Raw genomic sequence first — 22,494 nt, forward strand, 5'->3', positions numbered from 1 at the left:
CCCGGCATATTCCCTTCGACCTTCCGCCCAGATCCCGAGACAACGACAGAGGAGAAAACAATGAAAGCCATCGTGGCAACCGACAAGGCCGCAGGACTCGCCGGGATGACACTGGCCGATCGCCCCGAGCCGACGGCGGCCATCAATGACGTGATCGTCCAAATCCATGCCTCGGGATTCGTCCCGACTGAGTTGGAGTGGCCGTCAACCTGGACTGACCGCGCCGGACGCGACCGGACACCGTCGATACCGGGCCACGAACTGGCCGGCGTAGTCACCGCCCTCGGCTACGGCACGACTGGGCTGTCTGTCGGGCAGCGGGTCTTCGGGCTCGCGGATTGGCATCGCGACGGGACCCTTGCCGAGTATGTGGCCATCGAGGCACGCAACCTCGCCGCGCTGCCCGGCGACGTGGACTTCACGGTAGCCGCATCCCTGCCGATCTCAGGCCTGACCGCGTGGCAGGGCCTGTTCCAGCACGGCCGCCTGCAGGCCGGCCAGACAGTCCTTGCCCACGGCGCGGCCGGGGCCGTCGGGACGATGGTGACCCAGCTCGCCCGTGAAGCCGGCGCCTATGTCATCGGCACAGGCCGAGCGGCCGACCGTGAGAAGGCGCTCGACTTCGGAGCGCACGAGTTCCTCAACCTCGAGAACGATGCGCTCGACGCTGTCGGCGGCGTCGACCTGGTCTTCGATGTCATCGGAGGCGACATCCAGAAGCGGTCCGCGGCCCTGATCAACCCCGGGGGAACGCTGGTGTCCATCGTCGGGCCGGTCACCGCCCGCCCGGCCGACGGCTTAGCGGTGGACTTCGTTGTCGAAACTGATCGCGCCGAGCTGGTCGAGATCGTGCAGCGGGTCCGTGACGGCCGACTGCGGACGAACATCGACGGCATCGCGCCCCTCGACCAGGCGGTCTCCGCCCTCAACCCCGCCGTCCGCCGCATGGGAAAGACGATCATCAGCATCCGCCCGTAACACGCGTAGAAGCTGAAGGTGGGCGGCCAGTCCCCCTTCCAACACAATGGCTCTGGATCTCCCACCACAGTTGGAGCCCCCGCTCCCCCTGAGATCGCTCGTAACGCTGTCGTCCCGATCGGCTACCGCGGGATGTATAGATGTATGGACAGGTTTACCTGTTGGTCACTCACCCGTGGCCGCGTTTTACCTCCGGTTCCTTAAGTTCGTCCTGACGCGCACCGGTATCTCACTCCCTATTCATGCACGAGTGCGCTTGAATCGAAGGGATCCATTTCAATGTTCCTGTCTCGCACCAAGCGCCTCGGCGCAGTCGCGACGTTCGTCGCATCGCTCGCGGCCGTGGCGGCCCTCGCGGGTTGTTCCTCGTCCGGCTCGACCTCGGTCTCAGACCAGGGCGCCGACAAGGGCACGTGGGCCAAGGCCGAGGGAACGATCGTCTTCGGCGCCACGCCCGATCAGGCCGGCTCGGACGCCAACGTCAAGCCGATCGAGGACTACATCGCCAAGACGACCGGCTACAAGGTCGAGTACTACCCCACGGCCGACTACACCGCCCTCATCGCCGCCGCGGTCGCCGGCAAGGTCGACGTCACGACGTCGGGCGCGCTCCAGTACGTCATGGCCATCAACAAGGGCGCGAAGCTTGACCCGGTCGCCGCCCAGCTCAACTCGCCCACCGTCAAGGACCCGGGCTACTACTCCGAGGCGATCGTCCCCGCCGGCTCGAGCATCACGAGCCTCGCCGACGCGAAGGGCAAGACGGTCTGCTTCGTCGACCCCAACTCGACCTCGGGCTTCCTCTTCGGCCTCTACCAGCTGCACAAGGCCGGCCTTGACGTCAACGCGACGGGCAAGGACGCCTCCGGCAACCCGACGTTCGCGGACTTCAAGGTGCATTTCGCGGGCGCCCACGACAAGTCGGAGCAGACGGTCGCGTCGAAGCAGTGCGACGTCGGCTTCGCGGAAGACACCATCGCTGAGGCCGGCGCCCAGAAGGGCGAGGTCAAGGTGATCGGCAAAGAGTACGTGCCGGGCGGCCCGTTCTCCGTCTCGAGCACCCTGCCGGCCGAGGCGAAGAAGAAGGTCACCGAGGCCCTGCAGGGCGCGACGCTCGACGCCGTCAAGAGCTCCGGCGTCACCCTCACCCCGGGCTTCTCCAAGGGCTACTTCGGCGTCAAGGCCGAAAATGCCGACTACTACAAGACGATCACGGACCTGTGCTCGCAGATCCCTGCGGCCAAGTGCGCGAAGTAGCGAAGTAGTCGCGGCGTAGTCGACGAGTAGGGACACAGCCATGAACAGCACGACGATCTCTCCCGTGATCCGCCTCTCCGGCGTCAGCAAGGATTTCGGTTCCACGCGGGCGCTGAGCGGCGTCGACCTCACGGTCGAACGCGGGGAGGTCGTCGTGCTGCTCGGTCTCTCGGGCTCGGGCAAGTCGACGCTGCTGCGTCACCTCGACGGGCTCGAGCTGCCGACGCGAGGCGACGTCGAGGTTCTCGGCCGCAGCCTCCCCAAGCTGAAGGCGCACGAGCTGCGCCGCGTGCGCGCCCGCGTCGCCATGATCTTCCAGCAGTTCGAGCTCGTGCCGTCGCTCACGGTGCTCGAGAACGTGCTGACCGGGGCGCTCGCCCGGCTGAAGGGCCCGCGCCTCGGGCTCTGGGCCTACCCGAAGCAGCTCAAGCTCGCCGCGCTGACCCACCTCGACCGGGTCGGCATGCTGGAGAAGGCGTACGAGCGCGCCGACCAGCTCTCGGGCGGCCAGCAGCAGCGCGTCGCGATTGCCCGCGCCCTCATGCAGAGCCCCGAGATCCTGCTCGCCGACGAGCCCGTGGCGAGCCTCGACCCCGAATCCAGCGCGCAGGTCATGCGACTCATCCGCGAGATCGCGGCCGACGACGGACTGACAGTCGTGTGCAGCCTGCACCAAGTCGACCTCGCCCTTGGCTGGGGCGACCGCATCGTCGGGCTGCGCCACGGGGAGGTCGTTCTCGACACGCCCGCCATGGGCCTCTCCAAGAGCCAGGTCATGGAGATCTACGGCCGGGTCGCCACCTCGACCGCGGAGCTGAGCGCGATCGAGAGCGAGCTCAGGGATGCGGAGTTCGCCGCACAGGCAACGGACGGCATCCGTTGACCGCGCTCGACGTCGCCGGGCCGTCCGCGGGGTCGGCGGAGGACGTCGCGGCCCGCGCTCCACGGCGCGCCTTCCCGGCGGAGCGCGCGTGCGCCGTCGTCGTCCTCGTGGCGATGCTGATCTTCTCGGTCTGGTCGCTCTCGATGCTCGACTTCTCGTGGGGGAACATCCAGTCCAGCTGGAATATCGCCGTCAAGGTGTTTTCCCGGATGGGCCCGATCAGCCTCCCTGGACCGGAGGACCTCTTCAGCCTGATCGGCATCACGTTCGGCATCGTGGTGCTGGGCACGCTCGCCGCCTCGCTCATCTCGATTCCGGTCGCCTTGCTCGCCGCGGCCAACACGACCCCGGCGCCGTGGTTGCGCCCGGTCGGACGCGCGATCGGCGTCATCACGCGCGCCGTGCCCGATGTGGTCCTAGCCCTCGCGTTCTCGCTCACTTTTGCGCTCGGGAGCCCGCTCCCCGGCATCTTCGCCCTGGGCATCCACTCGATCGGCATGATCTCGAAGCTGTTCGCCGACGCGATTGAGAATTCCGACGACGGCCCGCGCCTCGCGATCCGCGCCGCTGGCGGCTCGCGCGCGCAGGAGTTCTGGTCCGGGGTGTTCCCTCAGGTCCTGCCCTCGTGGATCGCGACCGCGCTGCATCGTTTCGACATCAACCTGCGCGGCTCGGCGATCCTCGGCTATGCGGGCGTCGGCGGCCTCGGCTACGCCATGAAGGTCGCGTTCGCGGAGTTCCCCACCGGCTACGGTCGGGGCCTCGGGATCGCGTGCGTCATCTTCGTGATGTGCGTGGTCCTCGAGATCGTCTCCTCGACGATCAGGCGCAATCTGCTCGGTGTGCAGCCCCTTGGCAGGGGACTCGGCGACCGGATCGTGCGCGCGGCGACGAAGAACCGGCCCGCCCCGGCCCAGCGAGTGGCCCCTCGCGGCGAGGTCGATGTGCACCGGATGCTGCGCCGCCCGTGGACCCGCGACCGCGTGCGCGACACGAGCTGGACCGCCACGGGCCTTCTTGTCGTCGTCGCTGCGTGGTTCCTCACTGACATCGACTTCTCCCAGGTGCAGTGGCAGTTCGTTCCCCGTACGATCGAGAGCTTCTGGCCGCCGGACCTGGGCTCGTATTCCTTCGCCGACTTCGCGCAGGCCATGCTCGTGACCATCCAAGTGGCGTTTGCCGCGGCCTTGCTTTCGCTCGTGTTCTCCCTGGTCTTCGGCTCGCTCGCGGCCCGCAACGTGGCCCCGAGCGGCGGAGTCCGGAACACGTTCCGCGTCATCCTCGTGATCTTCCGCGGCGTCCCCGAGCTCGTTCTCGCGATCTTCCTCATCATGGTGACGGGCCTCGGGAACCAGGCGGGCGTCGTTGCCCTCGCGTTCGGCGGCATTGGCCTGCTCGGGAAGCTCATCGCCGACTCGTTCGAGGAAGTGCCGAACGGCCCGGAGCGCGCCCTCACGGCCGCGGGCGCAAGCCGGGCGCAGCGCTACCTCGCCGCGACCTGGCCGCAGGGATTGCCGTCGCTCATCGGCAACTCGCTGTACCTCGTCGACACGAATATCCGCTCGGCCACGATCCTCGGCATTGTCGGCGGCAGCGGGATCGGCTTTTACCTGACGAACGCCTCGACAGTGCTCACGCTGCACGGCCAGGTCACGACACTCGTGCTCATGGTGATCGTCACGGTGCTCGCAGTCGAGGGCGTCGCCGCCTGGATGCGGCGCGTGTTCCGCTGACGGTTCGCTGCCGCTACGTGCGCGCCCGCAGGATCGCTGTGACGAGTGCCTGGCCGCCCTCGGCGAGAGTGCCGTCATTGCGGATCTCGACGTCCACCGGGTGGTGGGGCGCGGGGTCGACGCGCGCGAGGCGCTGCGCGATATCGTGCGGCGCCTCGCGTCCACGGCCGCGCAGGCGCTGCGCCCGCACGTCGTCGGAGAGCGTCACCCGCACGACGACGAACCGCTCGTAGCGCACGGCGAGCGCGCCGAGCACACCACGCGAGACGTTGGCGACGACGGCGCGGCCGGCGAGGATGTCGCCGTCGACCGCCGCCGGAATGCCGTAGCCGAGCCCGTGGGCGCGCCACCACACGGCGAAGGCGTTGCGCTCGCAGGCCTCTGCGAACTCCGCCTCGCCGATCGGCTCGTGGTCCTCGCCCGCGCCCGCCGGCCGCGTGATGACGCGGCGCGGGAAGCGCACGGCGCCCTCGTCGAGGCGCTCGCGGGCGTAGGAGAGGAGCGCGTCCTTGCCCACGCCGCTCGCGCCGACGACGGCGAGGAACGCCCCCGGGCCCACGGTGTCCACGCGGTTCTGCACGGGCAGCACCGGGCGCCGCTCGCCGCTCACGAGACCCGAGCGCCTTCGCGCCACACGGCGCGGACGACGGGCACACGGTGGCCCCGAGGCCGTTTCGGGTGCGCCGGCAGGTCGTGGGCGCGCACGCGCACCAGATCGGCGCGGCGGCCCGCTTCAATGGTGCCGCGGTCGTCGAGGCCGACGGCGCGCGCCGGGTTCGACGCGACGAGCTTGGCGCCTTCGTGCAGCGGCAACGCGCCCTCGGCCTCGAGCAGGAACACCGCCTGGAGCGGGCTCGCGGGCACGTAGTCGGACGAGAGGATGTCGAGCAGGCCGGCCTCGAGCAGTTCGGTCGCGGCCACGTTCCCGGACTGCGAGCCGCCGCGCATGATGTTCGGCGCGCCCATGACGATGAGCTGTCCGCGCTCGCGGGCGGCCTGCGCGGCGACGCGCGTCGTCGGGAACTCCGAGATGAGGACGCCGAAGCCTGCCGACTCGTCGACGTGCTCGACCGTCGCGTCGTCGTGGGCCGCCAGCGCAATGCCACGCTCCCTCGCGAGGCGCGCGATCTCGGCCCGGTTCGGCACGGAGTGCACCTCGGCGACCTTCTTGAGCTCGTCGACGTAGGGCAGGAACATCTCGTTCGTGAGCTTGCCCTTGCCGACCATGTAGGTTCGGAACGCCTCCACATTGGCGTACTGGCGCTGCCCCGGCGTGTGGTCCATGAGGGAGGCGAGCCGAACCCCGGCGACCTCGTTGAGCGACTCGAACTCGCTGACCGTGCGGGGAGCGGCGACTTCGCAGCGCACGTGGATGAAGTGCTCGGCGCGCGTCATCTCGGCCGCCGCGGCGTAGCCGATCGCCTCTGCGATCTCCCTCGCGAGCGCGGTGCTGTCGTGCTCGCGCCCGTCCATTGAGCCGATGCGCACGGCGTCGAAGACCGTCGTCACCCCGGCGCCGCTGACCTGCGCGTCATGCGCGAGCACCGCGGGCACGGGGTCCCAATGGGTGCCCGGCCGCGGCTGGATGTGCGCCTCGAGATGATCGGTGTGCAGTTCCACGAGACCCGGCATGAGGTAGTCGCCTTCGAGGTCTTCGCCGGCGCGGGCGGTGCCGACTGTGAGGGCAGTGCCGGCCTGGACATCGGCGATCACACCGTCGCGGATCAGGACGGAGCCGTGCACCACCTCGTCGGCGAGCACGAGGCGGGAGTTGCTGAGGACGGTTTCGCGGCTCATGAGGTTCTTTCTGCGAAGGCGGCGGACGCGTTGTCGAGGGCGAGTTCGGTGCTAGGGACGGCAGACGGTGGCCCAAGCGGATGCAACGAGTGAAGCTCGAACGGCGCCCCGGGCTCCGTCTCGGTGAAGATGGCGAGAGCCTCGATCGGGATCGCCTCGCCCAGGCAATCGGCGAACCACTCGCCGAGGACGGCCTCGATCTCGGCGTGGCGCCGCGGCTCGATGCAGTCGGTGAGCGTGAGGTGGAAGCGGAACTCGTCGAGCACGTACGGATAGCCCCAGCGCTCGAACAGTTCGCGCTGCCGGACACTCATCGCGCCCGGGTTGCGGCGGGCGAGCTCGGCGGCGTTTGGCGGGGCGCGGAACCCGTCGAAGGCCATGACGACGTCGGCGGCGAGCGCGTTGAGCGGCGCGGCGGGAGCGCCGGGCACGAGGGAGAAGAACTGACCGATGCGGGCCAGGGCCAGCTCGGGCAGGGACACCGAAGGACGCGCGGCGGCGAAGCGCGCGACGGCGGCCTCAAGCTCGCCGAGGGTCCGCCCGTCCGCCAGGCGGAAGGGCGCCTTGAGCGTCCCGTGGAAGCCGTAGCGGCGGGCGTCCACCGTGATCTCGTCGACGGCCTCGCGCGTCCAGCCCTCAGGCGCCGCCACGGCAACCGGCGCGCCCCCGACGCTCCGGCCGAGCCAAGCCTCCGCCCGCACCCGCAACAGCGAAGCGGCCTCCCGCAGCGGCGAGCCCGCGCCGTCGTCCGTCGTCGTCCCGGGCACCGCGTAGATGGCGACCCGCCCGTTCACGCCGTCGCCTCGAGGACCGGCGCGAAGAGCTCGACGTCGATGACCCGGTCCGCGACCCGTTCGCGCACCTCGGCGTCGTGGAAGATCCCGAGCATCGCCACTCCTCGTGCGCGCTTGTCGGCGATGAGCTCGACGACGACGTCCCGGTTCCGCGCGTCGAGGGAGGCGGTCGGCTCGTCGAGCAGCAGGAGCGGCAGTTCGGTGATGAAGCCGCGCGCGATGTTGACCCGCTGCTGCTCGCCGCCTGAGAACGTGGCGGGCGGCAGCGACCAGAGGCGCGCGGGGATTGCAAGCCGCGTCAGCAGGGCGGCGGCACGGTCGAGTGCCTCGTCGATGCTCACCCCGCGCTCCACGAGGGGCTCGGCCACCACGTGGATGGCCGGGACCCGCGGCACGCAGCGCAGGAACTGGCTCACGTAGCCCATCGCCTCCCGGCGAGCGGCGAGCACCTGCCGCGGGTCTGCGGCCGCGATGTCGACCGGTTCGCCGACGTTCACCACGACGCTCCCGCGATCGGCCGCGTAGTTCCCGTAGACCATTTTCAGGATCGAGCTCTTGCCGGCGCCCGACGTGCCGCCGAGGACAACGCATTCGCCCGCGTGCACGTCGAAGCTCACGCCGCGCAGCACGGGGAGCTGCTTTCCGTCCTGTAGATGCATGGTGAAGGTTTTGTCGACGCCGGAGACCGCGAGGGTCGCCCCGACTGGGCTGATGCGTGTCACGGTCATCCTTGCAGAATCGAGGAAACGAGAAGTTGCGTGTATGCCGCTTGCGGGTCGTCGAGCACGCGGTCTGTGAGGCCCGACTCGACCACTCGCCCGTCCTTCATGACGAGCGTGCGGTGGGAGATCAGGCGGGCGACGGCGAGGTCGTGCGTCACGATGACGACGGCGAGGCCCAGCTCGGCGACGAGGCTTCGGATCAGGTCCAGAAGGCGCGCCTGGACCGAGACGTCGAGGCCGCTCGTCGGCTCGTCCATGAAGACGAGCCGCGGCGAGACAACGAGGTTCCGAGCGATCTGCAGCCTCTGGCGCATGCCCCCTGAGAATGTCGCGGGCGCGTCGTCGATGCGGTCGGCAGGGATCTCGACGCGCGCGAGCCACTCCGCCGCGGCCGCACGGATTTTGCCGTAGTGCCGCCACCCCGTGGCCATGAGCGGCTCGCCGACATTGCCGCCGGCGCTCACATGCATGCGGAGGCCGTCGGCTGCGTTCTGGTGGACAAACCCCCACTCGGTGCGCCACAGCCTGCGCACGCGGCTTTCGCTGAGCTCGGAAAGTTCGACGACGTCGCCGTCGCCGAGGCGGTAGCGGACGCTCCCCTCACTGAGCTTGAGGCGCTGCGACAGCATGCCAAGGAGCGTCGACTTGCCCGAGCCGGACTCGCCGACGACGGCGAGCACCTCCCCTGGCCAGAGCTCGAAGCTCACGTCCCGGCAGCCGTAGCGCTCGCCGTAGCTGTGCCCCGCTCCCCGCACCTCGAGCAGAGGCCGTCGGTCGGGTTCGAAATGCAGTTGCTCGAGCGTCACGCCCGCGCCTCCTCTAGGTCGTCGATGTGGGCGGAGGCGAGGGCCGCGGCGCGCTCGCAGTGGTCGGTGTCGGAGCACGCGTACATGACGCCGCCGGCGTCGTCGGTAATGATTTCGTCGAGATACACGCCGGTTGAGCCGCAGACGGCGCAAGGCTGCTCGAAGCGCTGCGGCTCGAACGGGTGGTCTTCGAACCCGAGGCTCACGACGTCGGTATATGGCGGCACCGCGTAGATGCGCTTCTCGCGGCCCGCGCCGTACAGGTGCAGCGCAGGGCTCTGGTGGAGCTTCGGGTTGTCGAAGCTCGGCGTGGGCGAGGGGTCCATAAGGTAGCGACCGTTGACCATGACCGGATAGGCGTACGTCGTGGCGATGTGGCCGTACTTGGCGATGTCCTCGTAGAGCTTCACGTAGATCAGGCCGTACTCCTCGAGTGCGTGCATGCGGCGCGTCTCGGCCTCTCGCGGCTCGAGGAAGCGCAGCGGCTCGGGGATCGGGACCTGGTAGACCATGATCTGCCCTTCCCTCAGCACGGCCTCGGGGATGCGGTGGCGGGTCTGGATGATGGTGGCGTCCTCGGTGCACGTCGTGGTGCTCGCGCCCGTCACCTTCGCGAAGAAGGACCGGATGGAGACGGCGTTGGTCGTGTCGTCCGCGCCCTGGTCGATGACCTTGAGGACGTCGTCTCCGCCGATGATCGACGCCGTCACTTGCACCCCGCCGGTTCCCCAGCCTCGCGGCATTGGGACCTCGCGCGAGGCGAACGGCACCTGGAATCCGGGGATTGCGACCGCCTTGAGCAGTGCGCGGCGGATCATCCGCTTGGTCTGCTCGTCGAGATAGCCGACGTTGTAGCCGGGCAGCGCGGTGCTCATGCCTTCTCCTGCCGTTCCGCGTTCAGTTTCCGTACCAAGCCGAGCTCCGCCTGGAAGTCGACGTAATGCGGGAGCTTGAGGTGCTCGACGAATCCCGTGGCTTGAACGTTGTCTGAGTGCTGGATCACGAACTCCTCGTCCTGCGCGGGGGCCACGATGCGCTCGCCGAACTCGTCGGCCCTCAGGGCACGGTCGACGAGCGACATCGACATCGCCTTGCGTTCGGCCCGACCGAAGACCAGACCGTACCCGCGCGTGAACTGGGCGGGAGTCTCGGCGTTCCCCGTGAACTGATTGATCATCTGGCACTCGGTCACTTCGACGCGCCCGAGCGGCACGGCGAAACCCAGCTCGGGGGCATCGAACTCGACCTCGACCTCGCCGACGCGGATCTCCCCTGCGAACGGGTGGGTACGCCCGAAGCCGCGCTGGGTCGAATACGCGAGACCGAGAAGGAATCCCTCGTCGCCCCGGGCGAGCGCCTGGAGGCGCTCGGCCCGGCTCATCGGGAAGATGGTCGGCTCGCGGGTCAGGTCGGCGGGCTCGGGATCGTCGAAGCCCTCGGGCCGCTCGGGTTCCATGAGTGCCTCGGTGCCAAGGAGGTCGGCGACGCGCGGCATCGCCTCGTCGTCGTTCGTAGCGGCCGCTGCGGGACCCTCGCTGCCGCGATCCGCGAAGAGCCGGTGGGTGTAGTCGAAGGTCGCGCCCAGCTGCTGCCCGCCCGGCAGGTCCTTGAAGGTGGCCGAGACGCGCCGCTGGGGCGGAAGCTGCGCCGTGTCGACCGGCAGCGTGTAGCCGAAGCGGTGCAGCGTGGTGCGGTATGAGCGCACGAGCGTGACTGCCTCGAGCACATCGCCCTGCGCCTGAACGATGGCACGCGCCGCGAGCTCCGGATCGTACAGCGAGCCCTCGTTCATGACGCGAGCCACGAGCACCGCCAACTGGCCGCCGACCGCGCCGTGTTCGATGCGCGGGATCCGCTCGTCGCCGCGCCCTTCCTTCGCCAGCAGGGCGTGGGCGTTGGCGATCGCTTTCTCGCCGCCCTTCACCGCGACGTACATTGCTCGGCCTCCTGTCCGTCGGTGGGTGCAGGCGCGAGCCGCGTGGTGCGCGGCAGCGCCGAGATCTCGTCGGCGTCGACGAGCAGAAGGTCGACGCCGCGCGGGAAGACCGCGGTGTTGGCTCGCCACTGCTCGGCGAACCTGCCGTCGGCCCACGGCGCATTGAAGGTCGTGGAGCCGTTGATGCCAGGGCCTTCCGCCGTGAAGCTCCCCATGCCTTGGCACCCGCGCACGTCGAGCACCGCCGTCGTCGACAGGTGTGGCGCTTCGTCGGTGCCGAGCCGCAGCGATCCGAGCGCAGGCAGCGACGCAGGCGCCGCGAACACGAAGTCCGCGGAGGCCGCGCCGACCCGGCGCGCACCCGTGTGGAAGTCGAGCCACGCGGCGACCTCCCGGTCGTCGAGCGCGCCACCGAGCCAGACCGTGGAGTCCTCGTCGAGGACCGTGAGGGCGACGGCGGCGAGGCCGCTGCCGAGCGCGGCCGGCGGGTGGGCTGGCCCGTTGAGAGGGTAGCGCTGGGTCGGGTGGGAGAGGGCGTCGAGGATAGCGCGGAACGCCCGCTGGGCGTCTCGCGTGGCGTCGCTGAAGCCCGGGGCCGGGATCGCGGGCGCGTTGCCCGCCGTGCTCGTCACTCGTGCTCCCGGGAGACCGTGAAGAAGTCGACGAGTGTGCTGCGCGCCTCGGCGTGCCGGGCTGCGTCCCGCTCGGCCTGTTCTCGCTGCAGGGGCACAACGACCTCGGCCATGACGCGTGCTCGCTGGCCCTCGTCGCACAGGAGGCCGTCGAAGATCGCCGCGAGGCGCGCGTGCTCGAGGTCGGTTCCGAGCACGTAGGCGCTGCCCACCGCATCGGCTGCGAGCGGCTCGCCATGGAGTCGGACGGTTGCTCGCGTTACGGTCGCCTCTCCGAGGTTGAAGCGTGCGCCGCCCGCGTCGATGCGACTCCGCACCATCACCAGGCCCGCCTCGGGACCGCGGATCGGCTCGACTGCAGGCCGGGGAGTCCAGTCGGCCCAGGCTGTCCTCAGTGCGTGCGCGCTCGCTGTAGCAAGGGTCCGCATCCAGCTCTGTCGCTGCTGGGTGGCCCCACTGGGTGGCCTTGGCTCTATGGTCTGTGGCTGCACGCCGTCCTCCGAAGTTGTCTAGATCTCTAGATAACTTCACGTTACCTGCGAGCTGCGCTCCGTAAGTGAACAATCCGGGAACATGTGAGGGAACATCGGGGAAACCAATGAGACCGTTCCGATAGGGTGACTACGAGATGACAATGCAGAGCCGGTCGCCCAGCGGGTACTCCACGTGGCGGCTCATCGCCGAAGAGCTGCGCCGCCAAATCGTCGACGGAGCGAGCGCTCCCGGCACGAAGCTGCCCTCCGAGAACGATCTCGCAGAGCGCTTCGGCGTGCACCGGAACACGGTCCGGCAGGCCATCGCCGCCCTGACGGCCGAACAGCTCGTGGTCTCCCGCCGCGGCAGCGGGACCTTCGTGGCCGACCACACCGTGCTCGTGCACCGCATCGGCACGCGCACCCGACTGAGCGACAGCCTCGGGAAGAGCGGGAAGGCTTCTGCGCGGCTGCTCGACTGGGCCCTCGAGCCGGAGCCGCCTGCGCACATCGCCGAGCGCCTACAGCTGAGCGGCCGCTCGGCGCTCCGGCTCGAGTCGATCCGCTCGGTCAACGGCGTCCCGATATCACGCGTCACCCAGTGGTACGTGGCCGAGTTCGTGCCACGGCTTCCCGAGCACTTCAAAGCCGAGGGCACGATCACAGGGGCACTGCGAGCACTGGGCATCGAGGACTACGTGCGCGTGTCCACCACCGTGGGCGGCCGACATGCGACGGCGGAGGAGGCCGCCGAGCTGCTGCTCCCGGCGGGCTCGGTGGTCCTCGTGGTGCGAGCGCTCGACGCCCTGCCCGGCGGCACCCCGCTCCAACTCGGCATCACACGCTTCGCCGCCTCACGTGTCGAACTCGACGTCGAGCATTCGACCTCAGTCTGACTGACGGTCGCACTCGCGCGCATCCCCATCCTCGTCCAGCTCGATCCTCGTCCAGCTCGATCCTCGTCCAGCTCGGCGTCTTACTCCAGTTCCGCGTCGGCCTCGGTGTGGAAGCGAGAATTCCGTTGCTCGGGCTTGCGATTCCTCTGGCTCATCGAGTGCCTTTGGAATTGCGCTTGGGTCAGCGATTCTGGCGCTGGCGCGCGAACAGGACCAGCCCTGCTCCTGCGAGGAGCAGACCGAGGCCCGTGAGGGCGATGCCGAGCGGAAAGTCCTCGCCGGTCGCCGCCAGCGCCGTCGGCCCCGCCGGGGCGGCCGAGGCATTCCCGGACGGCGCCTCCTGGTAGGCATAGCCAACGGGTGCCGAGGTCCCGCCCGGGCCAGTCACGACGACGACTGCCCGGCCCGCCGCGTGCGCGGGCATCGTGAGGGAGATCGTCCGATCATTGGTCACCGTGAATGCCACCGGGGCCCCGTCGACGCTCACCTCGGTGGCGCCGGTCAGAGCGCTCCCGGTGATCACGACCGGGTTCCCGCCGTCCACCGGTCCGGTGCCCGGGTTGATCCCCGTGATGGCGGGAGCCCCGGCATACGTGTAGGCCGCGGGCGCACTGGTCCCGCCGGGGTTGGTGACGGTCACGGAGATCGGACCCGCCGCGTGCGCCGGCGTCGATACCGTGAGCGTCCCGTTCCCGTTCACCGCAAAGTGCGACGCATCGGCCGTGGCACCGGGAGCCAGGGCCGTCCCGCCCCAGTCGAGGGACGTCGCCGATCCCAGACCCGTGCCCGAAACAGTCACCGGCTGCCCACCGGCAACGGAGCCGGCGTCCGGCGCCAAAGCCAGGTTGGCAGGCGCCGCGACATACGTATAAGCAGCGGCGGCCGACCTTCCGTCGAAGGTGCTGACGACGACGTCGACGGATCCGGCCGCGTGCGGCGCCGTGACGAGCGTCAGTGTGCCGTCCCCCAAGACGAAGTGCGATCCGTCGAGGGACCCATATGTTGGCGTGTAGACCTTGCCACCGAACACGACCTTGCTCACTCCAACCCCGTTGAGGTATTGGTCCCCCGTGATGGTCACGGCCTGGCCTCCCGCGACGGGCCCTGCGCTCGGCGCCAGCCAGATCCCACCGTAGGCCACCTGGGCCTGGACCGGCAGGAAGCTGAAGCTCGCCGGTGCGGAAGTTCCCTGCGGGGTGGTCACAGTGACGCCGACAGTCGCCGCGGGATGCGCGAGGGTGACGAACGTGAGCGTTCCATCAGCGTTGGCCGCGAACTGTCCAGCGGAGGGAGCGGGTCCCGTGGCCGGGGAGTACGCCCTCCCGTCAACAGTGACCGCCGTCGCCCCTATGAGGTTGGAGCCCGAGACCGTCACGATCGTGCCGCCGGCCTCCGAGCCCCGACCAGGGCTCAGGGCCGAGACGAGCGGCGTCGCGCTTTGGACATTCGCGCCCACCTGGCCAATCGCGAGCTCGATACCGAGATTCGCTCCTATGCCTCCGGCGAACCGGGCATTCGATGACGAGTCCGCCGGGCTCGCGAAAGCGGCGACACTCGACCCGCTCAGGACGATGGCTGCGGTGGCAATCACGGCGGCCAAGCGAAGGCCATTTCGGGAGCTTGGTCTTCCATCGTGACGTCGCATGCTTCCCCCGTCTCGTGAGGGACTCCGCTTAAGCCCCGGCAAAATCTATCGCACGGGCCGGCCGACGCCGCAGATCCAGCGCAGTGCCTCGGGAATCGCGACGTTGATTGCCAGGGCCGTCACTTCAGGGATGTCGCCGTCCATGCAGGAATGATCCCACGCTGTCAGGCGCCTCCTCTCCCGCTTCGCCTGCGGCCCGACGACTGCCCGATGCGGCCGGGAGGCGCCAAGCGCGTGCCACGCCGAACGGGTACTGATGTTCATCTGTGCTCTCCTCTGTCCATCGGACAGAGGCACGAAAAGAGGCCCGGACCTGCAGAAACCTGCGGGTCCGGGCCTCCCACCAGCCCTGACGGGCCCGGGCTAGATCCGGGGGGGGCTGGGCTCTAGAACGCCCAGTCCTCGTCCTCCGTGTTCACGGCCTTGCCAATGACGTAGCTCGACCCCGACCCCGAGAAGAAGTCGTGGTTCTCGTCCGCGTTGGGCGACAGCGCCGAGAGGATCGCCGGATTCACGTCCGTCACCGACGAGGGGAACATGGCCTCGTAGCCGAGGTTCATGAGCGCCTTGTTGGCGTTGTAGTGCAGGAACTTCTTGACGTCCTCGGACAGCCCCACCGGGTCGTAGAGGTCGTGCGTGTACTGGACCTCGTTCTCGTACAGCTCGAAGAGCAGCTCGAACGTGTAGTCCTTGATCTCCTGGCGCTTCTCCTCCGAGACCTTCTCGAGGCCCTTCTGGAACTTGTAGCCGATGTAGTAGCCGTGCACGGCCTCGTCGCGGATGATGAGCCGGATGAGGTCAGCGGTGTTCGTGAGCTTGGCCCGCGAGGACCAGTACATCGGCAGGTAGAAGCCCGAGTAGAAGAGGAAGCTCTCGAGCAGGGTCGAGGCCACCTTGCGCTTGAGCGGCTCGTCGCCACGGTAGTAGTCCATGACGATGTGCGCCTTGCGCTGGAGGTTCTCGTTCTCGAGGCTCCACCGGAACGCGTCGTCGATCTCCTTGGTCGAACACAGCGTCGAGAAGATCGACGAGTAGCTCTTCGCGTGGACGGACTCCATGAACGCGATGTTCGTGTACACGGCCTCCTCATGCGGAGTGATCGCGTCCGGGATCAGGCTCACGGCGCCCACGGTCCCCTGGATCGTGTCCAGCAGCGTGAGGCCCGTGAACACGCGCATCGTGAGCTGCTGCTCCTGCGCTGTGAGGGTGTGCCACGACTGCACGTCGTTGGAGAGCGGCACCTTCTCGGGCAGCCAGAAGTTGTTCACGAGGCGGTTCCACACCTCGACGTCCTTCTCATCCTGGATGCGGTTCCAGTTGATCGCTTGGACGTGGTCGAGGAGCTTGAGCTTCTCGGGGGTCATGGGAGGTCCTTTCGAACGAAGAGAGAGAAAGCCATCACTACAGCATGCAGCTGACGCAACCCTCCACCTCCGTGCCCTCGAGCGCGAGCTGGCGGATCCGGATGTAGTACAGCGTCTTGATGCCCTTCCGCCACGCGTAGATCTGGGCCTTGTTGATGTCACGCGTCGTTGCCGTGTCCTTGAAGAACAGCGTGAGCGAGAGCCCCTGGTCCACGTGCTGGGTCGCGGCGGCGTACGTGTCGATGATCTTCTCGTAGCCGATCTCGTACGCGTCCTGGTAGTACTCCAGGTTGTCGTTCGTGAGGTAAGGCGCCGGGTAATAGACGCGCCCGATCTTGCCTTCCTTGCGGATCTCGATCTTCGACGCGACCGGGTGGATCGACGAGGTCGAGTTGTTGATGTAGCTGATCGAGCCCGTCGGCGGGACGGCCTGAAGGTTCTGGTTGTAGATGCCGTGCTCCATGACGGAGGCCTTGAGCGCGAGCCAGTCCTCCTGCGTGGGGACGTGGACGTTCGCTTCCGCGAAGATCTCGCGCACGCGGTCCGTCTTCGGCGCCCACTCCTGCTCGGTGTACTTGTCGAAGAACTCCCCCGACGCGTACTTGGAGTTCTCGAAGCCGCCGAACGCCTGCCCGTGCTCCTGCGCGAGCAGGTTGGAGGCCCGCAGCGCGTGGAACAGCACGGTGTAGAAGTAGATGTTCGTGAAGTCGAGGCCCTCTTCCGAGCCATAGTGCACCCGCTCGCGAGCGAGGTAGCCGTGCAGGTTCATCTGGCCGAGGCCGATTGCGTGCGACTTCGAGTTGCCCTCCGCCACGGAAGGCACCGACTGGATGTCGCTCATGTCGGAGACCGCCGAGAGCGCACGGATCGCCGTCTCGATGGACAGCCCGAAGTTCGAGGAGTCCATCGTCTTGGCGATGTTCATCGACCCGAGGTTGCACGAGATGTCCTTGCCGATCTCGGCGTAGGTCAGGTCCTCGCGGTAGACCGACGGCGACGAAACCTGCAGGATCTCCGAGCACAGGTTGCTCATGGTCACCTTGCCGGCCACCGGGTTGGCCCGGTTCACGGTGTCCTCGAACATGATGTACGGGTAGCCCGACTCGAACTGGATCTCGGCGAGGGTCTGGAAGAACTCGCGCGCATTGATCTTCGTCTTCTTGATGCGCGAGTCGTCGACCATCTCGTAGTACTTCTCGGTCACCGAGACGTCGGAGAACGGCATGCCGTACACACGCTCGACGTCGTACGGCGAGAACAGGTACATGTCCTCGTTGCGCTTCGCGAGCTCGAACGTGATGTCCGGGATCACGACGCCGAGGGAGAGCGTCTTGATGCGGATCTTCTCATCCGCGTTCTCACGCTTCGTGTCGAGGAAGCGGTAGATGTCCGGGTGGTGCGCGTGCAGGTACACGGCGCCGGCGCCCTGGCGCGCACCGAGCTGGTTGGCGTAGGAGAAGGAGTCCTCGAGGAGCTTCATGACCGGAATGACGCCCGAGGACTGGTTCTCGATCTGCTTGATCGGGGCACCGTGCTCACGGATGTTCGTCAGGGAGAGCGCCACCCCGCCGCCGCGCTTCGAGAGCTGGAGAGCGGAGTTGATGCCGCGGGCGATCGACTCCATGTTGTCCTCGATGCGGAGGAGGAAGCAGGAGACGAGCTCACCGCGCTGCTTCTTGCCCGCGTTGAGGAACGTCGGCGTCGCGGGCTGGAAGCGGCCGGCGATGATCTCGTCCATGATCTCGGTTGCGAGCTGCTCGTCACCGCGCGCGAGGTGGAGGGCGACCATGCACACGCGATCCTCATACCGCTCGAGGAATCGCTTGCCGTCGAAGGTCTTGAGCGTGTACGACGTGTAGAACTTGAACGCGCCGAGGAACGTCTCGAACCGGAACTTCTTCTTGTACGCGCGGCTGAACAGCTCGCGGATGAAGTTCATCGTGTACTGGTCGAGGGTCTCGCGCTCGTAGTAGTCGTTCTTGAGCAGGTACTCGAGCTTCTCATCCAGGTCGTGGAAGAACACCGTGTTGGTGTTCACGTGCTGGAGGAAGTACTGACGCGCGGCGTAGCGGTCGGCTTCGAACTGGATCTTGCCGTCCTCGCCGTACAGGTTCAGCATCGCGTTGAGCTCGTGGTAGCCCAAGCCCTTGTACTTCGCGGGCATTTCCTTGGCGTCCGCGGCCGCTACTGCGGGTTCTGCGACAGTCGTGTCCAAAATGCGTCCAATCCTTCGGCGACCCGGGCCACGTCGTCGGGCGTGCCCATGAGCTCGAATCGATAGAGATGAGGGACCTTGCACTTGACGGCGACGATGTCACCCGCGGCGCAGTAGTTGTCCCCGAAGTTCGTGTTGCCCGCACTGATGACCCCCCGGATGAGGGACCGGTTCTGCGGATCGTTGAGAAACCTGATGACCTGCTTCGGCACCGATCCGGCTCCCCCGGTCCCGCCATACGTCGGGACGATGAGCACGAACGGCTCCGTGGCCCGGAGCGGCGGTTCGTGCGGGTGGAGCGGGATGCGCGCGGCGTCGAGGCCCAGCTTGCCCACGAAGCGGTGGGTGTTGCCGGAAACAGAAGAGAAGTAGATGAGGCGGCTCGAGGTGAGGCGGGGCTCGGGCTGCGTGCCCGACGCCGCGGCACCCGCCGCGGCCATGACCAGAGAGGTCACCTCAGCACCCCCTGCGAGAGAGACGGACGACGGCGGATCAGGCCACCGAAGCGGTCGAGGCCTGGGCGAGTTCCTCGATCTTGTCGGGGCGGAAGCCCGACCAGTGACCACCGTCGGTGACGACAACGGGCGCCTGCAGGTAGCCCATGGACTTGAGACGCTCAAGCGCCTCGGGGTCCTGGCTGACGTCGACGCTCTGGTAGGCGATGCCCTTCTTGTCGAGGGCACGGTATGTCGCGTTGCACTGCACGCAAGCAGGCTTCGTGTAGACCGTGACGTTCATGGTTCCTTCCCTCCTGGAAGACTTGCTGGCTTCGGCCCGTTGTGGGCCCCCCATTTGAGCCGCAGCCTTCCCCAAGTGGATCGGACTGTCCGGCGTGCTCTCCACACTACATGTAGTGGTGGGTGCCATTGTGGACCCCAAGATGATGTCTTACAAGTATGTCATTCTTGGCGCTGACAGTCCACACTTCCTACACAGTTAACGCACCCGGACTCCCGCGAAATTCCGCCATTCGTGCCTCGTCATCCACAGGCTGTGGAACGCCGGATGCACACTCAAAAACTTTGCGTGTCGTTCATCTCACGGCGTGTCGCGCGGCGCGGCGGCACCCGCCGTGCGTGTCGTAGTCTGAGATCCCTTCCCCGAACAAGTCCGACCGCCCGAGGAGCCCGCACGTGGTGAACCCTGTCCACCTCCAGACGCTCCTCGAGGTCGTCCGCCAGGGCTCGTTCGCCTCCGCGGCCCAGCGGCTCGGCTACACAGCCTCCGCCGTCTCCCAGCAGATGGCCGCCCTTGAGCGCGAGACGGGCGTGCAGCTCTTCCTCCGCTCGGCCAAGAGCGTGACGCCTACGGAGGCCGCCGTCGTCATGACGCGCCACGCGACCAAGGTGCTCACCGACATCGACACGCTCAAGGCGGCCACGGCCCGCGCGGCTGAGGCCGCCGGCCGGCTCCTGCGCCTCGGGGTCTTCCCGAGCCTCGCCACGTACGTGCTGCCCGCCGTCGTCCGCGGCGAGCCCTGGCGCCGCCTCGGCCTCGACCTCCATGTCTCCGTCGCCGAGCCGGGCGAGACGATTCGGGGGCTGCTCGCGGGAGGGGAGCTCGACGTCGTCCTCGTCTACCAGGTCGGGCAGAGCGGGCTCGCCTGGCCGCACACCATGGACCGCCAGTGGATCGGCGACGATCCCTTCCGCGTGGTGCTCCCGGCCTCGTGGGGCATCGCCGACGGCGCGCAGGTCACGGCGTCGCAGCTGAGCGGCATGCCGTGGATCGTCCACCACCCCGGGGCGGCCGACGCGGCCGTGATCGACCGGCTGTTCGCGAGCTGCGGTCTCGAGCCGCGCGTCGTGGTCTACAGCGACGACTTCAACGCGAGCCTCGGCCTCGCCTCGGCCGGGCTCGGCGCTGCACTGATCCCGGAGCTCGCGCTCCGCTCGCGCCCCGCCGGGGTCGTGGTGGTCGACGTCCCCGAGATCCGCCTGGCCCGCAACATCTTCGCGCTCCGCCCGGGAGGCGCCGCAGACACGCAGACAGGACTCTTCCTCGACCTCGTCGCCGAGACGCTCAAGAGCCTCCCGGGCGCCCCCGGCGCCCCCGGCGCAGCGCGGCGCTGAGCCACGCGGGCACGGCGGGGAGCCGCGGCTCGATCGGCATCACGAGAGAGCGAAGGATGGCGTCCTTGACCCGGCCATGCGGCGGGTAGGCCACCGCGAGCGTGTCGGGCGAAAGCGGCTTGTCGAGCACGGCCTTGACGTGGGAGAACGTCCGGAAGGAATGCTCCTCATGGTAGGCGCCCATGCCGCTCGCCCCCACACCGCCGAACGGCAGGCCCGGCATGCCGAGGTGGGCCGCGGGAACGCCGAAGGCGAGCGCGCCCGAGCTCGTCTCCAGCTCGAACCGCCTGCGCGTCGCGGCGGACTCGCTGAAGACGTAGAGCGCGAGCGGCTTGGGCCGCCCCCGCAGATGCGCGAACGCCGCGTCCTCGTCGTCAACGGAGAGCAGCGGCAGGACCGGTCCGAAGATCTCCTCCTGCATGAGCGGCGAATCCGCCCGGGCCCGCACGAGGGTCGGCTCGATCCAGAGGCGCGCGCGGTCTGTCCGCCCGCCGCTGATCACGTCTTCGCCAGCGAGCAGGCCGAGCACGCGATCGAAGTGAGCGTGATTGACCATCCGCAGCCCTCGGCCATCGCCGAGCTGCCCCGCGATGGCCGCCTGCAGGGGCGCCAGGAGCGCGTCGATCACAGGGCGCGGCCCGAGCACGTAGTCGGGCGCGACGCACGTCTGGCCGCCGTTGAGGAACTTGCCCCACGCGATCCGTCGGGCCGCGGCGCCGGCCGGCACCGTCGCGTCGACGTAAGCCGGGGACTTGCCGCCGAGCTCGAGCGTCACCGGCGTGAGCTGACGGGCGGCGGCGGCCGCGACGGCCCGCGCCGCTGACTCCCCGCCGGTGAAGAACACGTGGTCGAGCGGCTCCGCCAAGAGCGCCTCGGCGGCTTCGCGGCCGCCCTCGACCACCCAGACGGCACCGTCGAGGTACTCGGGAACCCAACGCGAGAGCACAGCGCTGGTGCGCGGCGCGAGCTCGCTGGGCTTAATCACCACCGCATTCCCCGCCGCGAGCGCCCCGACCGCGGGGGCGAGCGCGAGCATGAGCGGGTAGTTCCACGGCCCGAGGACGAGCACGACGCCGAGCGGTTCCGCGCGCGTCCACGCCGCCGCCGGCGCGAGGGCCGCCGGAACCTCCGCGGCGCGCGGCCTGGTCCACTCGTCGAGATGGGCGAGGGCGTGCGAGACCTCCCCAGCGACGAGGCCCAATTCATGGAGCCACGCGTCGGTTCCGCTCTTGCCGAGGTCGTCGGCCAGCGCGGCTTCGAACTCGCGGCGCCGCTCCCGGAGCATGGCGCGCAGGGCCAGCAGCTGGCGCCGCCGCCACTCGAGCGGGCGCGTCAGGCCGGACGCAGCTGCCGCGCGGGCCGCGGCGACGGCGGTCTGGGCTGCCTGAACCGGAATCACCCTCACACGGTAACGCCCACCGGGTGCCGCGTCGCGGCCTACCCTTGGAAGGATGGCGAGGGCATTCGTAGGCATCTCCGGCTGGCGCTACGCGAGCTGGCGCGGCGACTTCTATCCGAAGGGACTGCGCCAGAAGGACGAGCTCCACTACGTGTCCGAGCGCCTGCCCTCGGCCGAGCTCAACGGCTCGTTCTACTCGCTCCAGCGCCCCTCCTCCTACGAGGCCTGGCGGGACGAGACGACCGAGGGCTTCGTCTTCGCCGTCAAAGGCGGCCGATTCATCACGCACATGAAGCAGCTGCGGGGCATCGAAACGCCGCTCGCGAACTTCTTCGCCTCCGGCGTCCTGGCCCTCGGAACGAAGCTCGGCCCGATCCTGTGGCAGCTGCCCGAGCGGCTCGAGTTCGATCGCGACGTCCTGACGGACTTCATCGACCTCCTCCCCCGGTCCACCGCCGATGCCGCGCGCCTCGCGGGCGGCCACGACGACAAGGTGCCGGACGAGCGGGCGGTGACGGCCGCCGTCGTCCGTTCGCCGCTCCGCCACGCGCTCGAGCCGCGCCACGAAAGCTTCGACACGCCCGAGGCACGCGCCTTCCTCGCCGAGCGCGGAGTGTCAACGGTGGTCTCGGACAGCGCTGGCAGATGGCCCACGATGCATGACGAGACGGGCGATTTCCGCTACGTCCGCCTCCACGGCGAGGCGCGGCTGTACGGCGGCGGCTACCAGCCCGAGACGCTCGACGCGTGGGCCAAGCGCGTGCGGGACTGGCTCGCCGAGGGCCTCGACACCTACGTCTACTTCGACAACGACGCCGACGGGCGGGCGCCGTACGACGCCGTCGCCCTCCTCGAGCGGCTGGGCTGACGGCTGGCGTCGGGTCACCGCTCT

General features: G+C 68.6%; 22 protein-coding genes. 7 read left to right on the forward strand and 15 right to left on the reverse strand.

Annotation, left to right across the window (positions count from 1 at the left end; genetic code table 11):
- Positions 1 to 60 precede the first annotated feature (60 nt).
- The 4 genes from E6A26_RS07990 (at position 61) to E6A26_RS08005 (ending at position 4,851) form a co-directional block, all read left to right on the forward strand.
- The gene (locus E6A26_RS07990; protein ID WP_136610660.1) at positions 61 to 978 is read left to right on the forward strand and encodes an NADP-dependent oxidoreductase; all 918 of its coding nucleotides are present in this window, start codon (positions 61 to 63) and stop codon (positions 976 to 978) included.
- Positions 979 to 1,257: 279 nt separating this feature from the next.
- Positions 1,258 to 2,235 (forward strand): phosphate/phosphite/phosphonate ABC transporter substrate-binding protein, encoded by a 978-nt coding sequence (locus E6A26_RS07995; RefSeq protein WP_136610661.1) that lies wholly within the window; start codon positions 1,258 to 1,260, stop codon positions 2,233 to 2,235.
- Between the two features lie 40 nt (positions 2,236 to 2,275).
- Positions 2,276 to 3,118 carry a phosphonate ABC transporter ATP-binding protein gene (gene phnC / locus E6A26_RS08000; protein ID WP_136610662.1) on the forward strand — a complete coding sequence of 281 codons (843 nt, stop codon included), beginning with the start codon at positions 2,276 to 2,278 and terminating at the stop codon, positions 3,116 to 3,118.
- A complete protein-coding gene (locus E6A26_RS08005) occupies positions 3,115 to 4,851 on the forward strand; it encodes a PhnE/PtxC family ABC transporter permease (RefSeq protein WP_234865206.1) in 1,737 nt (578 codons plus the stop codon). Before phnC ends, E6A26_RS08005 begins: the two co-directional genes overlap by 4 nt.
- A gap of 13 nt (positions 4,852 to 4,864) precedes the next feature.
- Here the strand turns inward: E6A26_RS08005 and phnN are convergent, their stop codons facing one another.
- From phnN to phnG, 9 genes are read right to left on the reverse strand one after another with little or no spacing between them, the layout of a single operon-like run.
- Entirely contained in the window at positions 4,865 to 5,461 is a 597-nt protein-coding gene (gene phnN / locus E6A26_RS08010; RefSeq protein WP_211129032.1) for a phosphonate metabolism protein/1,5-bisphosphokinase (PRPP-forming) PhnN, read from the reverse strand.
- Positions 5,458 to 6,648, reverse strand: coding sequence for an alpha-D-ribose 1-methylphosphonate 5-triphosphate diphosphatase (locus E6A26_RS08015; protein WP_136610663.1), 1,191 nt, complete (start codon positions 6,646 to 6,648; stop codon positions 5,458 to 5,460). Before E6A26_RS08015 ends, phnN begins: the two co-directional genes overlap by 4 nt.
- Positions 6,645 to 7,442: a DUF1045 domain-containing protein gene (locus tag E6A26_RS08020; protein WP_136610664.1), complete on the reverse strand. Its 798-nt coding sequence runs from the start codon at positions 7,440 to 7,442 to the stop codon at positions 6,645 to 6,647. The genes E6A26_RS08015 and E6A26_RS08020 overlap by 4 nt, the downstream gene beginning before the upstream one ends.
- The gene (gene phnL, locus E6A26_RS08025; protein ID WP_234865208.1) at positions 7,439 to 8,164 is read right to left on the reverse strand and encodes a phosphonate C-P lyase system protein PhnL; all 726 of its coding nucleotides are present in this window, start codon (positions 8,162 to 8,164) and stop codon (positions 7,439 to 7,441) included. The genes E6A26_RS08020 and phnL overlap by 4 nt, the downstream gene beginning before the upstream one ends.
- A 2-nt stretch (positions 8,165 to 8,166) precedes the next feature.
- Positions 8,167 to 8,970 carry a phosphonate C-P lyase system protein PhnK gene (phnK, locus tag E6A26_RS08030; RefSeq protein ID WP_234865211.1) on the reverse strand — a complete coding sequence of 268 codons (804 nt, stop codon included), beginning with the start codon at positions 8,968 to 8,970 and terminating at the stop codon, positions 8,167 to 8,169.
- Positions 8,967 to 9,845, reverse strand: a complete 879-nt coding sequence (locus E6A26_RS08035) for an alpha-D-ribose 1-methylphosphonate 5-phosphate C-P-lyase PhnJ (RefSeq protein ID WP_136610666.1) — start codon at positions 9,843 to 9,845, stop codon at positions 8,967 to 8,969. The genes phnK and E6A26_RS08035 overlap by 4 nt, the downstream gene beginning before the upstream one ends.
- Positions 9,842 to 10,906, reverse strand: coding sequence for a carbon-phosphorus lyase complex subunit PhnI (locus E6A26_RS08040; RefSeq protein ID WP_136610667.1), 1,065 nt, complete (start codon positions 10,904 to 10,906; stop codon positions 9,842 to 9,844). The genes E6A26_RS08035 and E6A26_RS08040 overlap by 4 nt, the downstream gene beginning before the upstream one ends.
- Positions 10,891 to 11,538, reverse strand: a complete 648-nt coding sequence (phnH, locus tag E6A26_RS08045) for a phosphonate C-P lyase system protein PhnH (protein ID WP_136610668.1) — start codon at positions 11,536 to 11,538, stop codon at positions 10,891 to 10,893. The genes E6A26_RS08040 and phnH overlap by 16 nt, the downstream gene beginning before the upstream one ends.
- Entirely contained in the window at positions 11,535 to 12,029 is a 495-nt protein-coding gene (gene phnG / locus E6A26_RS08050; RefSeq protein ID WP_268815270.1) for a phosphonate C-P lyase system protein PhnG, read from the reverse strand. Before phnG ends, phnH begins: the two co-directional genes overlap by 4 nt.
- Before the next feature lie 137 nt (positions 12,030 to 12,166).
- Between phnG and phnF the strand changes: the two genes are divergently transcribed.
- Positions 12,167 to 12,907, forward strand: a complete 741-nt coding sequence (gene phnF / locus E6A26_RS08055) for a phosphonate metabolism transcriptional regulator PhnF (RefSeq protein ID WP_136610670.1) — start codon at positions 12,167 to 12,169, stop codon at positions 12,905 to 12,907.
- Positions 12,908 to 13,088: 181 nt separating this feature from the next.
- On the opposite strand, the gene E6A26_RS08060 is transcribed toward phnF, so the two are convergent.
- The 5 genes from E6A26_RS08060 to nrdH form a co-directional block, all read right to left on the reverse strand.
- The gene (locus E6A26_RS08060) at positions 13,089 to 14,498 is read right to left on the reverse strand and encodes an IPT/TIG domain-containing protein (RefSeq protein ID WP_168928700.1); all 1,410 of its coding nucleotides are present in this window, start codon (positions 14,496 to 14,498) and stop codon (positions 13,089 to 13,091) included.
- A gap of 440 nt (positions 14,499 to 14,938) precedes the next feature.
- Positions 14,939 to 15,916 carry a class 1b ribonucleoside-diphosphate reductase subunit beta gene (nrdF, locus tag E6A26_RS08065; protein WP_136610672.1) on the reverse strand — a complete coding sequence of 326 codons (978 nt, stop codon included), beginning with the start codon at positions 15,914 to 15,916 and terminating at the stop codon, positions 14,939 to 14,941.
- 37 nt (positions 15,917 to 15,953) lie between these two features.
- Positions 15,954 to 18,080: a class 1b ribonucleoside-diphosphate reductase subunit alpha gene (nrdE, locus tag E6A26_RS08070; protein ID WP_136610729.1), complete on the reverse strand. Its 2,127-nt coding sequence runs from the start codon at positions 18,078 to 18,080 to the stop codon at positions 15,954 to 15,956.
- A gap of 20 nt (positions 18,081 to 18,100) precedes the next feature.
- Positions 18,101 to 18,571, reverse strand: a complete 471-nt coding sequence (gene nrdI / locus E6A26_RS08075; RefSeq protein ID WP_136610730.1) for a class Ib ribonucleoside-diphosphate reductase assembly flavoprotein NrdI — start codon at positions 18,569 to 18,571, stop codon at positions 18,101 to 18,103.
- Positions 18,572 to 18,623: 52 nt separating this feature from the next.
- Positions 18,624 to 18,869: a glutaredoxin-like protein NrdH gene (gene nrdH, locus E6A26_RS08080; RefSeq protein WP_136610673.1), complete on the reverse strand. Its 246-nt coding sequence runs from the start codon at positions 18,867 to 18,869 to the stop codon at positions 18,624 to 18,626.
- A gap of 395 nt (positions 18,870 to 19,264) precedes the next feature.
- On the opposite strand from nrdH, the gene E6A26_RS08085 reads away from it, so the two are divergent.
- Positions 19,265 to 20,203 (forward strand): LysR family transcriptional regulator, encoded by a 939-nt coding sequence (locus tag E6A26_RS08085; protein WP_136610674.1) that lies wholly within the window; start codon positions 19,265 to 19,267, stop codon positions 20,201 to 20,203.
- On the opposite strand, the gene E6A26_RS08090 is transcribed toward E6A26_RS08085, so the two are convergent.
- Positions 20,154 to 21,602 carry an aldehyde dehydrogenase family protein gene (locus tag E6A26_RS08090; protein WP_234865214.1) on the reverse strand — a complete coding sequence of 483 codons (1,449 nt, stop codon included), beginning with the start codon at positions 21,600 to 21,602 and terminating at the stop codon, positions 20,154 to 20,156. The genes E6A26_RS08085 and E6A26_RS08090 overlap by 50 nt on opposite strands.
- 52 nt (positions 21,603 to 21,654) lie before the next feature.
- Between E6A26_RS08090 and E6A26_RS08095 the strand changes: the two genes are divergently transcribed.
- Entirely contained in the window at positions 21,655 to 22,470 is an 816-nt protein-coding gene (locus E6A26_RS08095) for a DUF72 domain-containing protein (RefSeq protein WP_136610676.1), read from the forward strand.
- Positions 22,471 to 22,494: the final 24 nt, after the last annotated feature.

Source organism: Sinomonas albida (assembly GCF_004919045.1).
Lineage (GTDB): Bacteria > Actinomycetota > Actinomycetes > Actinomycetales > Micrococcaceae > Sinomonas > Sinomonas albida.